The sequence below is a fragment of the Priestia sp. D51 genome (genome assembly GCF_053345675.1).
On the sequence record NZ_JBLTIR010000003.1, the window covers coordinates 502,155 to 515,293 of the forward strand.

Consider the following 13,139-nt stretch of genomic DNA (forward strand, 5'->3'; position numbering starts at 1 on the left):
AAAAACGTAGTAGGAAATAACAAATAAAAAAGGCGTCTTCCATGAGAAGACGTCTTTTTTATGTATGAGCCCTAATATCAAACCCAATACCTGGGATACTGCCGATCTTGAAATAAATTATTATACACGGTAGAAATCAGCACAACTACACAAGCACAAATCATAATAATACCTAAGTATCCCCAGCCTGATTGCGTATTAATTGCGACAATCGCGCTAGCTGCAGCGGGAGGATGAACGGTTTTTGTAAGAATCATTAAAATAAGAACAAAAGCAAGCACAATCGCTATGGTGATTAGACTTCGATGAAATAAGCTCCAAATAATAAGTGCAGAAACGGTTGCGAGCAAGTGCCCTCCAAGCACGTGGCGCGGCTGTGATAAAGGACCTTTGTGCGCCCCAAAAACAAGCACGCAGCTTGCGCCAATCGGAGCGAGAGCCATTGGATAACCAAGCGCTAGTGCAATCGCGCTGCTGATGATAATCGCAATTAAGCCTCCAATAGAAGAAACGACTGCGTCTCTATAATTGATTTTCGGTTCTTCTTTTAGTTCTCCTTTCATCTTTTTAGCATAAGAGCTTAAGTAAGACAGAAAGGGGCTTTTGCTTTGAGAAAAACTTTTTTCAAATTCCATTTCTTATTTCCTTTCTTTTGTGTAAAAGTTATATGTCAAGTTGTATGTCAGAACATCTGCTATAATAAGTTAGTTTATAAGAAAAGAAGGATTACTGAAAGAGGAAAAACGACTTTTTTTATTGGAAATACTTTTGGTGGACGAAAAAAGGCGTGATAGAAGGGAAAAGGGTCTCTATGTGCAGTGAGGGAAAGAGAAATGTATAATAGATCTAGAGGTGACTAAATTATGTATCTAGTAGACTACCATCATCACACGAACAATTCATTTGACTCACAGGCAGTCATGAAAGAAGTGTGCGAACAAGCTGTAAAAAACGGCATAAACGAAATTTGTTTTACCGAGCACTTTTCATTAAATCCATTAGCGCCAACGTACGGTCATATGGATTTCGATAAATATGAACGAGAACTAGCGGAATGCAGAGATCAATTCCAAGACCAGCTAGTGATTAAAAAAGGAATTGAAATTTGTGAGCCTCACTATTTAAAAGAGAAGTATCAAAAAACTATGCAGCAGGAGAACTTTGATTTTATTTTAGGATCAGTTCATAACATTAATAACATCAAGCTTCGTAAACATTTGGAGCTGAATGACAAAGAAGCAATTTACCGCGCTTATTTTAACGAAATGTATAAGCTAGTAAGTGAAGCGGATATTGATGTATTGGCTCATTTAGATTTAATGAAGCGCTATGCGTTTGAGCAATACGGCATTTACGACTTTCATCAATTCAAAGATATTCTTGCGGATATTTTGAAAAAAGCCATTGATCGCAATATCGGAATTGAAATTAATACTTCAGGTATAAGAGGGAAGCTGGGCGAAGCGCTGCCGGCACTGGAAGTTGTTGGGCTGTACCGCGATTTAGGCGGAGAAATCTTAACGATTGGCTCTGATTCACACTTCGCTGAAACCGTAGGAGCACATATGAAAGAAGCAGTTGAAATGGCAAAACAGTGTGGGTTTAAGGAGATTTATACATTTGATGAGCGTCTGCCAAAAGGAATTCGTATTTAATAGAAGTGGAGTATACTTTCTTCTAGAATAATAATAACTGTAAAAAGCACGCTCAAATTAGAGCGTGCTTTTTTAATTTAGTTCTGCTTAAGCTCCGATAAAAACCTCCGGACTTCTTCGATGGTCAGACCCAGCTTGCGGGCTGATTCCATAAGGCTTACCCACTCTTGATCGATTGACAGTACATTTTCTTTTTTCATTACGATTCATCCACCCTTTGCCAGGGAACCCAGCTATCATAGCCGAAAGAGGCCTTAGACCTGAAGCTTTGCGTCACTATTTTTCAATAGTTTTGCCCTTATCTGGATAATTTGTAATAGTATTCTTAGTATACAGTTATTTTACAAGATAATATTTGTAAAAGATGTCGAAATAGGTCGATTGTCATAAAAAAATTAAAAGCTAGTGAATGGATGTATCAGTTTGTTTTACGGAACTTTAAATAATACTGAAATTCGATAAATTCTTCTTTGGTCATGCCGTCTTGAATGGCTCGTTCAATTAAATGCAGCCACTCTAGATTGAGGACTGGTTTTGAAGTTAAAGCTGGACAACTGATGTCTCCTTCAATTAAGTCATCAATTGTTGTATGAAGAGAAGACGCAATTTTATCAAGCATTTGAAGAGAAGGATTATTGTTCAACCCTTTTTCTAAATGAGACAAATACGATTTTGAAATATTGGCTTCTTCAGCCAAGCGTGTAATAGAATAGCCTTTTTTTAGTCGCAAATTTTTAATCTTTTCTCCTATCACATTCAGTTCATCCTCTTCTTGTGGGTTTTTGTTCATTATAACGCATATTTGTGTATCTTGTGTACATAAAAATATAAAATAAATAATATTTTGTTCTTTATAAAGAATAAAATAGGTTAAAATACCTATTCTTGATACGGGTATATTATGCTATACTACACTTACAAATTGTTCTTTATTGAGAATATTTGTCGATTTATCGTATTTTAAATTCATTATAATGAACGTTTTGCCGAGTGTACAGAAAGAGAATGAACGAGCCGAATTACTTAATTTAAAAGAGTAATCGCGTTGTGCTACTACATTTTAGACAGGGGATTGTATGAAAAAGCGTTACGTAGAACTTGACTCTGTAAGGGGATTGGCCGCTTTATTTGTTGTGATTAATCATTACCTCATGATTTTCCCAAGTTTCAGTGAATACAGCTATCAAATTCAATCTTCTTTCCTGATGAACGTGTTAAAAGAAAGTCCGCTACGTTTATTTTTTAGTAGCGGCAACGAGTCGGTTGTTTTGTTTTTTGTTTTAAGCGGTTTTGTATTAGCTCTTCCGTTTTATGAAAGCAGTTCTTTTCGTTACGGAGAATATGTAATTAGGCGAGTGTGCCGGATCTATCTTCCATATCTGTTTTCTGTTTGTCTTGCGATTGGGTGTAAATTACTTTTCGCTCAAGGAGGGATCAATGAATTAAGTCTATGGTTTAACAATTCTTGGAACATGAGAGAATCGCCAAGATTACTAATTGAACATTTCTTTTTAATCGGGACATACAATACTGATGCCTACAACAATGTGATTTGGTCACTTGTTCATGAAATGAGAATTTCTCTTTTGTTTCCTTTAATTTTGTTGGTATTAGTCAAGCTATCTGGTCAAAAAGTAATGAGGCTTTTCTTTTTTATTTTTGCAGTGTCATCTCTGTTGTTATTGGTAAATCAATCTTCATTAACACCTACGAGTTATTTACTTTCATTTCATTATTTGCTTCTTTTTATGGCTGGTGCCATAACAGCTAAGTACAGAGACACTCTAATTCATGTATACCGTACAAGAAGCTGGATGCAAAAAGTCGGAATTATCTCTATTGGCTTTGCACTCTATCTTTCTGAAGGTCTACTAGCAAACTATGATATTACAAATAACTTTTTATGCCGAAATGTATTAGCAATGGCAGGAAGCTGTATTCTAATGGTCCTTGCGTTAGCATCGCCAGCTGCTTCTAGAGTGTTAAAAAAGAAGCCACTGATCTTGTTGGGGGAAATTTCATATAGCTTATATTTAGTCCATTTAATTGTCTTATTTTCGTTTATTTATCTTCTGCATGGACGGTTGCCGTATGAAATAATTTTATGTCTTTGTTTCTTTGCATCATTTTGTTTGGCTATTGGAGTTAATCGTTTTGTTGAAAAACCTTCATACAAATTTGGAAAGATGTTAGTTAAAAATAAGAATATAGCTTTAAAAAATAATAGACGTACAATTAGCCGCTATTAAGGCATTTTGAGCCATAAATGATTAGTTGGAGGGACATTATTATGCAAGATAAGCTTCAGCTTAAGGACTTCTTTTACATCTTAAAAAAAAGGTGGCTGGCTGTTTTAGCCACTATGCTGTTAGCCAGCACAAGTATTGCTGCGGTAAGTTTCTATGTGTTAAAGCCAACATATCAAGCGTCAGCTCAAGTGCTGGTAAATCAAGCAACTTCTAAAAATGTAGATGAAATCGCAAATATTACACAGCTGAACACACAATTGATTTCTTCTTACATCGATTTTATTAAAAATCCTATTGTATTAAAAGGAGTAAAAGATGAATTGAACTTAAAAAGCTCAATAAAAGATTTAAGTGATGAAATCACCGTTCAGCACAATGAAAACTCTCAGTTTATTAATATTACAGTCAGAGATCACGATTCTAAACAAGTAAGTGAAATTGTAAACAGAGTCGCTTTTCTATCAAAAAAGCAAGCTGAGAAGCTAATGAAAGGAAGCAATATTCAAGTGCTAACAGATCCTTCTGATAGTGAACAAATCTTTCCGAAACCGCTTCCTGTAGCAGCTATAGCAATTGTCGTAGGCTTCATGCTTGGAGTAGCGATTGCTGTTCTTCGTGAATACGCAGATGACTCACTTCGAAATGAAGATGAAATTGAGAAGCTTATCGGTCTCCCTGTCATTGGGCATATCGAACTCCAACCTCGAAAAATGAAGCGAAACCAAAAGCAAGGCAGTGATCAGGAAAAGGCAAGGAGGGAGAACCTTGAGTTTTAAACAAAAAAAGTATCCATTTTCATTGTATCAAGATGCCAAAACCATCAACCAAACAAATATGATTCGAAAAAATGTTGAGGTGCTGCTGAATAGTGAAGTCAAATGCCTGACAATCACATCAGCGGAATTGAATGACAAAAAGCCTCTTATAACGGCAAAGCTAGGTATTTCATTTGCCGAACAAGGGAAAAACGTTCTTCTTATTGACGGAAACGTACACTGTCCTTCTCTTCATCAGCTCTTTGACCTTGGAAGTTCAGAAGGATTAACGGATGTGTTAGTAAACGGGAAAGGCCGGCACGTACCCATTAAACAAACATCATATAAAGGACTTGACGTGCTTACGGCCGGATCTCATTTTCGAAACGCCTCAACACTATTTGTTTCCAAGTATTTTGATGAGCTCATAAAAAGATGGAAAGAAGAATACGATTTAATTCTTTTTGAAACGCCTCAGTTTTTAGAAGAGACGGATTCTCATATTCTTGCAGCAAAATGTGATGCGACCATGCTCATGGTGGAAGAACGTAAAACAAAAGCAGATGCCGTTGTCAAAACGAAAAATATGCTGGAAAAAGCGCGTATTCATGTGCTAGGCGTTATTTGGAGTCCGTCTCACTAGCTCCTCATTTTATATAGAAGGAAGTGAAACGATGAATCAAATTGTCTCGAAAACGACCGGTGATTCCGATGTGCTAAAAAAAGAATTTCCGCTTTTTTATTCGCTGTGTAAACGCATGGTTGATATCGTGATTTCGTTTGTGGCTCTTGTGGTTTTGCTGCCTGTTATTTTGCTGTTTGCGCTCATTGTGATGATTGAAACACCGGGTTCACCTTTCTTTCTTCAAGAGCGTCTAGGTCAAAGCCGCAGACCATTTACGATTATGAAGCTGCGTTCGATGTACAGTGACGCTGAAAAAAACGGAGCGCAGTGGGCGGTTAAAAATGACAGCCGGGTCACCAGAGTAGGAAAGCTGATTCGCCAAACGCGAATTGATGAACTGCCTCAGCTGTGGAATGTATTAAAAGGCGATATGTCCATTGTCGGACCAAGGCCTGAAAGAGCCGTATTTATAGAAGAATTCCAAAAAACACTTCCTTCGTTTAGTCAGCGGCTTGCCGTTAAGCCGGGCCTGACAGGCTGGGCACAAATTAACGGAGGATATGAGCTAACGCCAGCAGAAAAGCTGGAGCTCGATCTTTACTACATTCACCATACGAATATACGGTTTGACGTGAAGATTATGATAAAAACGCTAAGAGTCATCGTAACAGGAGACGGATCAAGATAGGAGAGGGATAACATGAAAAGAGTATTAGTTACAGGCGGATGCGGTTTTATTGGATCACATATGGCAGAGCTTCTTTATCAAAACGGATTTGAAGTAAAGGTCATTGACAATCTCTCAACGGGGAAAATAGCAAACTTAGAAAATCGAGGCATTTCTTTTCACTACGGAGATATTGTGAGTGAAGAATTAGATAAAGTATTTGCTGAGTTTAAACCTCATTATGTTGTTCACCAAGCGGCTCAAGTGAGCGTGGCTCATTCCGTTACTAATTTTCATCTTGATGCCAATGTTAATATTCAAGGAACAATCAACATTATTAATGCATGCAAAAAGCACGGTACCGAAAAAATCATTTTTGCTTCATCAGCGGCCGTGTACGGAAATACGAACGTCACTCCAATTTCACTTACTCATCCAACGAGTCCAGCTTCACCGTACGGACTGTCAAAGTTTACGTCTGAAGAATATTTAAAGCTTGCTAAACAGCTGTATGATATTGACTACGTCATTCTTCGCTACAGCAACGTATATGGCCCGCGGCAAAATTCACAGGGTGAAGGCGGCGTAATCTCGATCTTTTTTGACCGATTTGTTACGAACCAGCAGCCGATTATTTACGGAAGCGGCCGTCAAACAAGAGACTTTATTTACGTAGAAGACGTGAGTCAGGCGTGCTTACATGCTATTCAGTATGCAGGGTGCGGCACGTTTAATATTTCCAATAACAGCAGCATCAGCATTAACGAACTTTTTTTCACGATGAAAAGCATATCAGGCAGTCAATTAACACCTGCTTACCACAGCGTGCGTGAAGGTGATATTGCAGACAGCAGGCTGTGCAATAAAGAAAGCATCAAATTATTGAAGTGGTCGCCTGCTTTTACGCTTGAAAAAGGATTAGCTAAAACGTATGACTACTACCATGAAACGCTAGCTCAGCAATTTGCTAAAACGATGGAGTAAGAGGGATGTATGAAGAAAAATTCCATTTGGAAAAACATTGTTCACTTATTTATTAGTACGGTTGTATCACGTTTGTTAAATGCAGCTGCGCTTATCGTGCTGGCACAGTATTTAAGCGCAGCTAGTTACGGCAGGTTCAGCGTAGCGCTAGCTTTTGCGATGATATTAGGCTACTTTACAGACGTTGGCTTAAGTAACACGGTGCTTCGCGAGGGATCTAAAAAACAAGCTGACGTGGATCAGCTTTTATCCTCGTATGTGAAGATGAGAATTTTGCTTTTACTTGCGACGTTTGCAGGGGCGTATATAGTAATTTCCTTGTTTTATCATGAAGCATCACTTGTAAAGATGATGTACTACTTGATTATACCGATGGTAACAGGACTTGCGATGCAAAGCATCGGGATTACGTATTTTCAGCTTACTGAGCAAATGCATCACTTAGGAGCAATTCGAATCTATTCAGCTCTTTTGTTGGTGGTTCTGCTGACGATTGGAATGCTGATGCATACAAGCCCGTTTTTTATTTCGTTTTTGTTTGGCTTTTCCTATCTTTTAGCAGGAGTGTACGGACTGTGGATGGTGGGGAAAAGAGTATCGTTTAATTTGAAAAAGAAAATTCAACGCGGGCTGCTAAAAAATATCGGCTCATTTATTGTAAGCGGCCTGCTGATTATGCTGCTGCCGCAGCTTGGTCCAATCGTATTAGAAAATACGATTCCGCTTGCAGCCGTCGGCGTGTTTGCCGTTGCGTACCGCATTCCATCGGCGCTTTATCAAGTTCCAGGAATTGTGGCAGGTGCTTTTTACCCCGTGTTATTTCGCCACTATAATCATCAGCAGACAGACAAACATTTAGAATTAAACATTCTTCAAGTGAAGCTTATGAGTTTAGTAGGGATGCTGACTGCTCTTCCTTTTTACCATTTATCCGATCTTGCCGTGTCGTTATTGTTCGGAGATAAATGGGCTGCAGCCGGAGATGCGTTAAAGTGGCTGTCGCTCATGCTGATTTTCCAAGGCTTAAGCGTAGCGCTAGCAGATGGTTTAACAACAAAAGGACTTCAAGGAAGAAGAACGGGCGTTCAGCTAGTTGCTGTTGTATCGGGAATTGCTTTTTACTATTTTTTAAGCTCTGCTTATTCTGTGATAGGAGCCGTGTATGCTGCGCTTTTAATTGAAGCAATTTTATTTATTGGCTGCTGGTTATGTAATCCGGAAAGAGTCATCATCATGCGTAAAACTTTTCCCATTTTTGTTTATTTATTTGGCAGTACGCTTGTGCTTACCACGCTGCTATTTTCACAGCACCCGTTTATTGCGCTGTGTGTAAACATGCTGCTTGTGTTTTTGTTAACGCTGCTAGATAAAAAGATTCGAAATCAAGCGTTAGGATACCTGCAAAAAAACAAACCAGTAAACGTAGAGAACAGAAAGGAGGCGCAAAATGAATAGTGTATACGTGCAAAATCGAAAACCGACCGTTTTGTTTTGCCTTTTTGTTCTTGTTACATTAAGTAAATATAACGTCAATATTGGCTTTTCATTAAAGCCGTACATGATTTTTTTATTTGCGCTTTTGCTGCTGAGCTTTGCTTCTTTTTACGTCTATAAGCTCCAGGCGTATGAAGTGCTGCTGCTTTTATTTTATCTTTTTTACTGTATGACCGGAGCGTTTTCTCTGTACCCAGAAGCGAGTCTTCGTATTATGCTAGGCGTTTTGCTTATCCTTGCCTGCTACTTTTTAATGAAATATGTGATAGCAGAGTTTCATAGCGGCAGTATCAAACGTGCGTTAACCGGAGCGGGCATTCTTTTTAACGGCGTGAGTTTACTGCTCTATATTGCAGGTCTTCAAGCCGTTCATTTTCAATTTGCCTCCGATGTAGAAATTATCAAATGGGGCGTGATGATTGACCGCAGCTATCCGCGTTTGATTGGCGTACTGGATGATCCTAATATTTATGTATTTTACAATACGCTGTTTTTCACTTACTTTTTAACGAACAGCTATAGTACTAAAAATAAAGTCGGACTTTTACTTAGCACATTAGCAAGCGTTTTAACGTTCTCGCGAGGCGGATTAATTGCCATGGTACTTATTGTTATTCTTTACCTAGTAACGAATCGCTCGCTTAATAGCCTCAAAACGGTGCTGTCATTTGTATTTGCCTTTGGAGTGCTTTCTCTTATTGCACATTTTATGACAAGTTTTAACGTATTCACCATTTTAACCGAACGAGCCGATGATTTTTTACATGATGGAGGAAGCGGAAGGTTTTCGCTGTGGAGCCGGGCATTTGAGTTTTTTTCATCGCATCCGTTTACTGGAATCGGTGCTTTTAACTTTTCAGAGTACAACTTGTTCTACTACGGCGAAGCGCTGTACGTTCATAACACGTTTTTAGAAATTTTATCAGAGACGGGTATGATTGGCTTTTGCCTATATTTTAGCTTTTTACTTCTTGTGTTGCTTCAGCTTTTAAAACAAAAAATTCATAAACAAGAACCTTACTTATTTTTAACGTTTATTGGTTTTTTGCTTCAAATGATGTCACTTTCGTTAATTGTAAATGAGCTGTTCTTTTTATACTTAGCGCTGCTGTCAGGCTATTTACGAAATCATCAAAGTGAGGAGAGTGCAAGATGAATAACTTCAAATCTCAACCGGATCAGCCCCTCGTTTCAATCGTTACACCTGCTTATAACTGCGCAGCCTTTATTTCATCCACCATAAAATCCGTTCAGCAGCAAACGTACCTCAACTGGGAGCTGCTTGTAATTGACGACTGTTCGACAGATAAAACGGCTGAAGTAGTAAGGGAGTTCAGTAGCAAAGATCAACGCATTCAGCTGCTTCAGCTTACAAAAAATTCAGGAGCCGCAGCCGCACGCAACGAAGGTATAAGCGCAGCAAGCGGACGATTCCTTGCTTTTTTAGACAGTGATGATCTATGGCATAGGGGAAAACTTGCAAAACAAGTGGCTTTTATGCTTGAAAAAAACTGTGCTTTTTCCTATACGGGCTATAGCATTATCAATGAAAAAGGTGAAAAAACAGGTGTTGAAGTAAACGTTCCGAAAAGTGTTGACTATAGAATGCTAGCGGGTAACACCATTATCGGCTGTTTGACAGTCATGCTTGATAAAAAACAAATTTCCGGGATTTTAATGCCAAACATTCAGCCAGAAGACACGGCGCTGTGGCTGTCACTGCTGAGAAAAGGCTATACAGCATACGGCCTTCAAGAGTCACTTGCTTATTACCGTCTTGTATCTCACTCGGTTTCTAGCAACAAGCTGAAAGCAGCGACGAGGTATTGGAAGCTTCTGCGCAAGCAAGAAAGGCTGCCGTTATGGAAAAGCGCCACTTATTTTGTACAGTACAGCGTGAATGCGTACGCTAAAAGTAAAAACCTCTCAAAATCGTAAAGGATGTGGAGTCTTGAAAAACGTACTTTTAATCACGGATAAATTGATTACAGGCGGAGCAGAAACGTATTTTTGTAAGCTAGAAAATCAGTTGAATCATCCGGATATCACCGTGTATACAGCAGCTGCAATGGGAGAACTGTACAGTAAAATTCAATATAAAAAACGGTTCACGCCTTTAAGCAGAAAAAATCATCTTCACAATCTTTATGTACTTTGGAAAAAGGTTCGAACGTGTAAAATTGACATTATTCATGCCAACAGTCTGCGTATGGTGATGTATGCAGTATGCGTGAATCGAGTGCTGAGGAAAAAAGTAAAAATACTTTATACAAAGCATAATGTAACGGTGCTGGAACAAAAGGCAAAAAGCTTTTTTTGTAAACTCGTAAACTCTTATGTGCATGGAGTGATTACGGTCAGCCGCTTTGAACAGGAGCAGCTAATGAATCTCGGCGTAAACAGCAACAAAGTGACAACAATCTATAACGGAGTGGATTTAGATCAATTTGTATTTAAAGAAAAATCTGCTTCACTCGATTGTCATATCGGTCTGTTGGCACGAGCTTCAAAAGAAAAAAATCACGAGCTGTTTATCGAAATCGCCTCACTGCTGAAAGGTAACGACCACATGAAGTTTCATATCGGAGGAGGAGGACCTGACCTTCAGCGAATTCAAGAGCTTATTCACCAGCAGGGCTTATCCGAAAAGATAAAGATATGGGGAGAAGTAGAAGACCCTGAAGCATTTATTACGAAAATGGATATGCTTCTGTTAACTTCTCATCGTGAAGTCTTTCCAATGGTTGTTTTAGAAGCAATGGCTGTTGGTACACCGATGATTTCAATTGATGTAGGAGGCGTGAAAGAAGCGATAGCAGACGGAGACACGGGCTATTTAATCCCTGCATATTCACCTCAAGCATTCGCAGAAAAAATTACGGTGCTGTACGCCGAGCAAGAGCAAAAGCAGCGTTTTGCTAAAGGCGCAAGAAAAAAAGTCGAACAGCACTTTACGTCGAGTCAAATGATTGCGTCCACTGCTAATCAATACGTAAACGTGAGCGGAAAAAGCTTCTAACCCGGAAGCTTTTTTTCTATGGAAACAGTGAACCACAGGTAGTCAACACGCATAAAGTAATAGAAGCAGTACATGCTTTACAGCTGCTGAGAAAGCGAGATGAGTTTAATGGAAAACTGCAGTGAAGAAAGAATAGTCGACGCCGCTTGTTTCGGTGTGAAAAGAGACGGCGTTACGGATGATGCACCTGCGATACAGCAAGCAATTGATTACGCAGAGGCTAACAAGTTATCACGAGTGCTCCTAACAGGAGACTATACGTATGCCATCGCATCACCCATTGTGATTAAACCGTCTATTTCATTTGAAATGGACAGCGGAACCAAACTCAAAGTAACGGGAAATTATCATGTATTTACCCTTCAAAAAGATGCGTCCATTTCAGGTGGAACGGTTGAAGTAATCGACCCATCATTTACCTCTTCAGTCATTTACCTTCACGGATCGCAGCAATTAGAAACAGGAAACAAAACGACGATAAGCAACATCAGCATGATTAATACGTCAGGCGCTTACAGTGGAAAAGGCATTTATTTTTACTGCCAAAAAGCGTGGGATTTTATCAGCTTTGTGAACGTATCATTTGTACACCTTCGCAACTTTGAAAGGGGCGTGCTGCTGCAAACTGAAAAAATCACCAACATCAATACGCCTGCATGGATCAACGCGAATAACTTTAGCTATTTATCCATTGACGGCTGTCAGTATGGAATTGACGTAGCCGGCATCAGTGACGTGCCGTATGAAACGTCGGGAAACAGCTTTGTTCATTTTCAAATGCAGTGCCGCAGCCAAACGAAACGAGCAATTAAATGTTCAGGTGCTTACAATACGTTTGAAGGGCATATTTGGGATACGTATTTGATGAACGGAGGAGAACCGCCCGTAGAATTTACGAGTATCTCGCATCGAAATCAGCTTGCCTCTAACCTTTTATCCACATCGATTTTAAACAACGGACAGTATAATGACATTACGTCTCCTTTTGAACAAACCCGAAATATATTTGCTCCAGGTCTTCCAGGAAAACCTGATATCATCGGCAATCAAGACGATATTTTCGTACAAGCTGATAAAAAATACACCGTCAAACAAATCGCTGGAAAAGCCCCGTACGGAGGTAGCATCAGCAACTGCTTCAGCTTAGTTGATGAACAAAGCATGAACTACCTTGATGTGCCGGCTTCAGCTCCCGTTGTGATTGAAATGGACTTTACTGCAAATCCAATTAAAATGCTGAATATGGCCGGCGTTTCATTTGGATGGGGTGAGTCACCTAAAAATATTAAATTTGAATATCTAACAGTACTAGACGGCGCGTGGATAACAGCAAAAGACGTAAAAAACAACTTAGGAAACACGGTAACGGCAGAAGTGCGCGCCAATACGCTGTATAAAATGAGACTTACGCTAAGTGAATACACAAAAGACCACAAGCGTTTTCGAATTAACCGCATCTTCGGTACGTCTTCTATAATGCCAGGTTCCTCTTGGGTTGCAACGTCCGGAAGCAAAATGTATGGAAACCTTGAGTTTCAGCAAGGAAACAGCCTGATCCTTAAATCTCCTGACGGACAAAGCTGGAAGCTAAGTATTGATAACACAGGGAAAGTATCAGGGACAAAAATCTAAGTAGAGAAATTATTTTTAAACCAGCTTCTTTTTATAAGAAGCTATTTTTTATGCCGATA

14 protein-coding genes and 1 riboswitch are annotated in these 13,139 nt (G+C 39.2%); of the genes, 11 read left to right on the top strand and 3 right to left on the bottom strand.

What is annotated here, in order from left to right; translation table 11 throughout:
• Positions 1–77: 77 nt before the first annotated feature.
• Positions 78–635: an HPP family protein gene (locus ACNHOZ_RS14430; RefSeq protein ID WP_447697199.1), complete on the bottom strand. Its 558-nt coding sequence runs from the start codon at positions 633–635 to the stop codon at positions 78–80.
• Positions 636–863: 228 nt separating this feature from the next.
• Between ACNHOZ_RS14430 and ACNHOZ_RS14435 the strand changes: the two genes are divergently transcribed.
• Positions 864–1,655, top strand: a complete 792-nt coding sequence (locus ACNHOZ_RS14435) for a histidinol-phosphatase HisJ family protein (protein WP_447697200.1) — start codon at positions 864–866, stop codon at positions 1,653–1,655.
• Between the two features lie 77 nt (positions 1,656–1,732).
• Here ACNHOZ_RS14435 and ACNHOZ_RS14440 read toward each other — a convergent pair whose 3' ends face one another.
• Both ACNHOZ_RS14440 and ACNHOZ_RS14445 read right to left on the bottom strand, forming a co-directional pair.
• The gene (locus ACNHOZ_RS14440) at positions 1,733–1,855 is read right to left on the bottom strand and encodes an anti-repressor SinI family protein (RefSeq protein ID WP_328170540.1); all 123 of its coding nucleotides are present in this window, start codon (positions 1,853–1,855) and stop codon (positions 1,733–1,735) included.
• A gap of 20 nt (positions 1,856–1,875) precedes the next feature.
• Positions 1,876–1,962: riboswitch (cyclic di-GMP riboswitch) on the bottom strand.
• Positions 1,963–2,073: 111 nt separating this feature from the next.
• The gene (locus ACNHOZ_RS14445) at positions 2,074–2,409 is read right to left on the bottom strand and encodes a helix-turn-helix domain-containing protein (RefSeq protein WP_279620844.1); all 336 of its coding nucleotides are present in this window, start codon (positions 2,407–2,409) and stop codon (positions 2,074–2,076) included.
• A gap of 322 nt (positions 2,410–2,731) precedes the next feature.
• On the opposite strand from ACNHOZ_RS14445, the gene ACNHOZ_RS14450 reads away from it, so the two are divergent.
• The 10 genes from ACNHOZ_RS14450 (at position 2,732) to ACNHOZ_RS14495 (ending at position 13,080) form a co-directional block, all read left to right on the top strand.
• A complete protein-coding gene (locus ACNHOZ_RS14450) occupies positions 2,732–3,904 on the top strand; it encodes an acyltransferase family protein (RefSeq protein ID WP_328170539.1) in 1,173 nt (390 codons plus the stop codon).
• A gap of 41 nt (positions 3,905–3,945) precedes the next feature.
• Entirely contained in the window at positions 3,946–4,680 is a 735-nt protein-coding gene (locus ACNHOZ_RS14455) for a YveK family protein (protein WP_328170538.1), read from the top strand.
• Complete coding sequence (locus ACNHOZ_RS14460; protein WP_097824126.1) at positions 4,670–5,302, top strand: CpsD/CapB family tyrosine-protein kinase; 633 nt, start codon at positions 4,670–4,672, stop codon at positions 5,300–5,302. The genes ACNHOZ_RS14455 and ACNHOZ_RS14460 overlap by 11 nt, the downstream gene beginning before the upstream one ends.
• 31 nt (positions 5,303–5,333) lie before the next feature.
• On the top strand, positions 5,334–5,972 hold the full coding sequence (locus ACNHOZ_RS14465) for a sugar transferase (RefSeq protein ID WP_328170537.1): 639 nt from the start codon (positions 5,334–5,336) through the stop codon (positions 5,970–5,972).
• Positions 5,973–5,984: 12 nt separating this feature from the next.
• The gene (locus ACNHOZ_RS14470) at positions 5,985–6,935 is read left to right on the top strand and encodes an NAD-dependent epimerase/dehydratase family protein (RefSeq protein ID WP_447697201.1); all 951 of its coding nucleotides are present in this window, start codon (positions 5,985–5,987) and stop codon (positions 6,933–6,935) included.
• A 9-nt stretch (positions 6,936–6,944) separates the two neighbouring features.
• Positions 6,945–8,390, top strand: a complete 1,446-nt coding sequence (locus ACNHOZ_RS14475; protein ID WP_447697202.1) for an oligosaccharide flippase family protein — start codon at positions 6,945–6,947, stop codon at positions 8,388–8,390.
• Positions 8,383–9,585, top strand: a complete 1,203-nt coding sequence (locus ACNHOZ_RS14480; protein WP_447697203.1) for an O-antigen ligase family protein — start codon at positions 8,383–8,385, stop codon at positions 9,583–9,585. Before ACNHOZ_RS14475 ends, ACNHOZ_RS14480 begins: the two co-directional genes overlap by 8 nt.
• On the top strand, positions 9,582–10,367 hold the full coding sequence (locus tag ACNHOZ_RS14485; protein WP_447697204.1) for a glycosyltransferase family 2 protein: 786 nt from the start codon (positions 9,582–9,584) through the stop codon (positions 10,365–10,367). Before ACNHOZ_RS14480 ends, ACNHOZ_RS14485 begins: the two co-directional genes overlap by 4 nt.
• A gap of 13 nt (positions 10,368–10,380) precedes the next feature.
• Positions 10,381–11,448, top strand: coding sequence for a glycosyltransferase family 4 protein (locus ACNHOZ_RS14490; protein WP_447697205.1), 1,068 nt, complete (start codon positions 10,381–10,383; stop codon positions 11,446–11,448).
• Between the two features lie 99 nt (positions 11,449–11,547).
• Positions 11,548–13,080 carry a hypothetical protein gene (locus tag ACNHOZ_RS14495; protein WP_447697206.1) on the top strand — a complete coding sequence of 511 codons (1,533 nt, stop codon included), beginning with the start codon at positions 11,548–11,550 and terminating at the stop codon, positions 13,078–13,080.
• Positions 13,081–13,139 lie beyond the last annotated feature (59 nt).

Coding starts and splice junctions, on each gene's coding strand:
- ACNHOZ_RS14430 (WP_447697199.1), bottom strand. CDS start 635: ATGGAATTTGAAAAAAGTTTTTCTCAAAGCAAAAGCCCCTTTCTGTCT.
- ACNHOZ_RS14435 (WP_447697200.1), top strand. CDS start 864: ATGTATCTAGTAGACTACCATCATCACACGAACAATTCATTTGACTCA.
- ACNHOZ_RS14440 (WP_328170540.1), bottom strand. CDS start 1,855: ATGAAAAAAGAAAATGTACTGTCAATCGATCAAGAGTGGGTAAGCCTT.
- ACNHOZ_RS14450 (WP_328170539.1), top strand. CDS start 2,732: ATGAAAAAGCGTTACGTAGAACTTGACTCTGTAAGGGGATTGGCCGCT.
- ACNHOZ_RS14455 (WP_328170538.1), top strand. CDS start 3,946: ATGCAAGATAAGCTTCAGCTTAAGGACTTCTTTTACATCTTAAAAAAA.
- ACNHOZ_RS14465 (WP_328170537.1), top strand. CDS start 5,334: ATGAATCAAATTGTCTCGAAAACGACCGGTGATTCCGATGTGCTAAAA.
- ACNHOZ_RS14470 (WP_447697201.1), top strand. CDS start 5,985: ATGAAAAGAGTATTAGTTACAGGCGGATGCGGTTTTATTGGATCACAT.
- ACNHOZ_RS14475 (WP_447697202.1), top strand. CDS start 6,945: ATGAAGAAAAATTCCATTTGGAAAAACATTGTTCACTTATTTATTAGT.
- ACNHOZ_RS14480 (WP_447697203.1), top strand. CDS start 8,383: ATGAATAGTGTATACGTGCAAAATCGAAAACCGACCGTTTTGTTTTGC.
- ACNHOZ_RS14485 (WP_447697204.1), top strand. CDS start 9,582: ATGAATAACTTCAAATCTCAACCGGATCAGCCCCTCGTTTCAATCGTT.
- ACNHOZ_RS14495 (WP_447697206.1), top strand. CDS start 11,548: ATGAGTTTAATGGAAAACTGCAGTGAAGAAAGAATAGTCGACGCCGCT.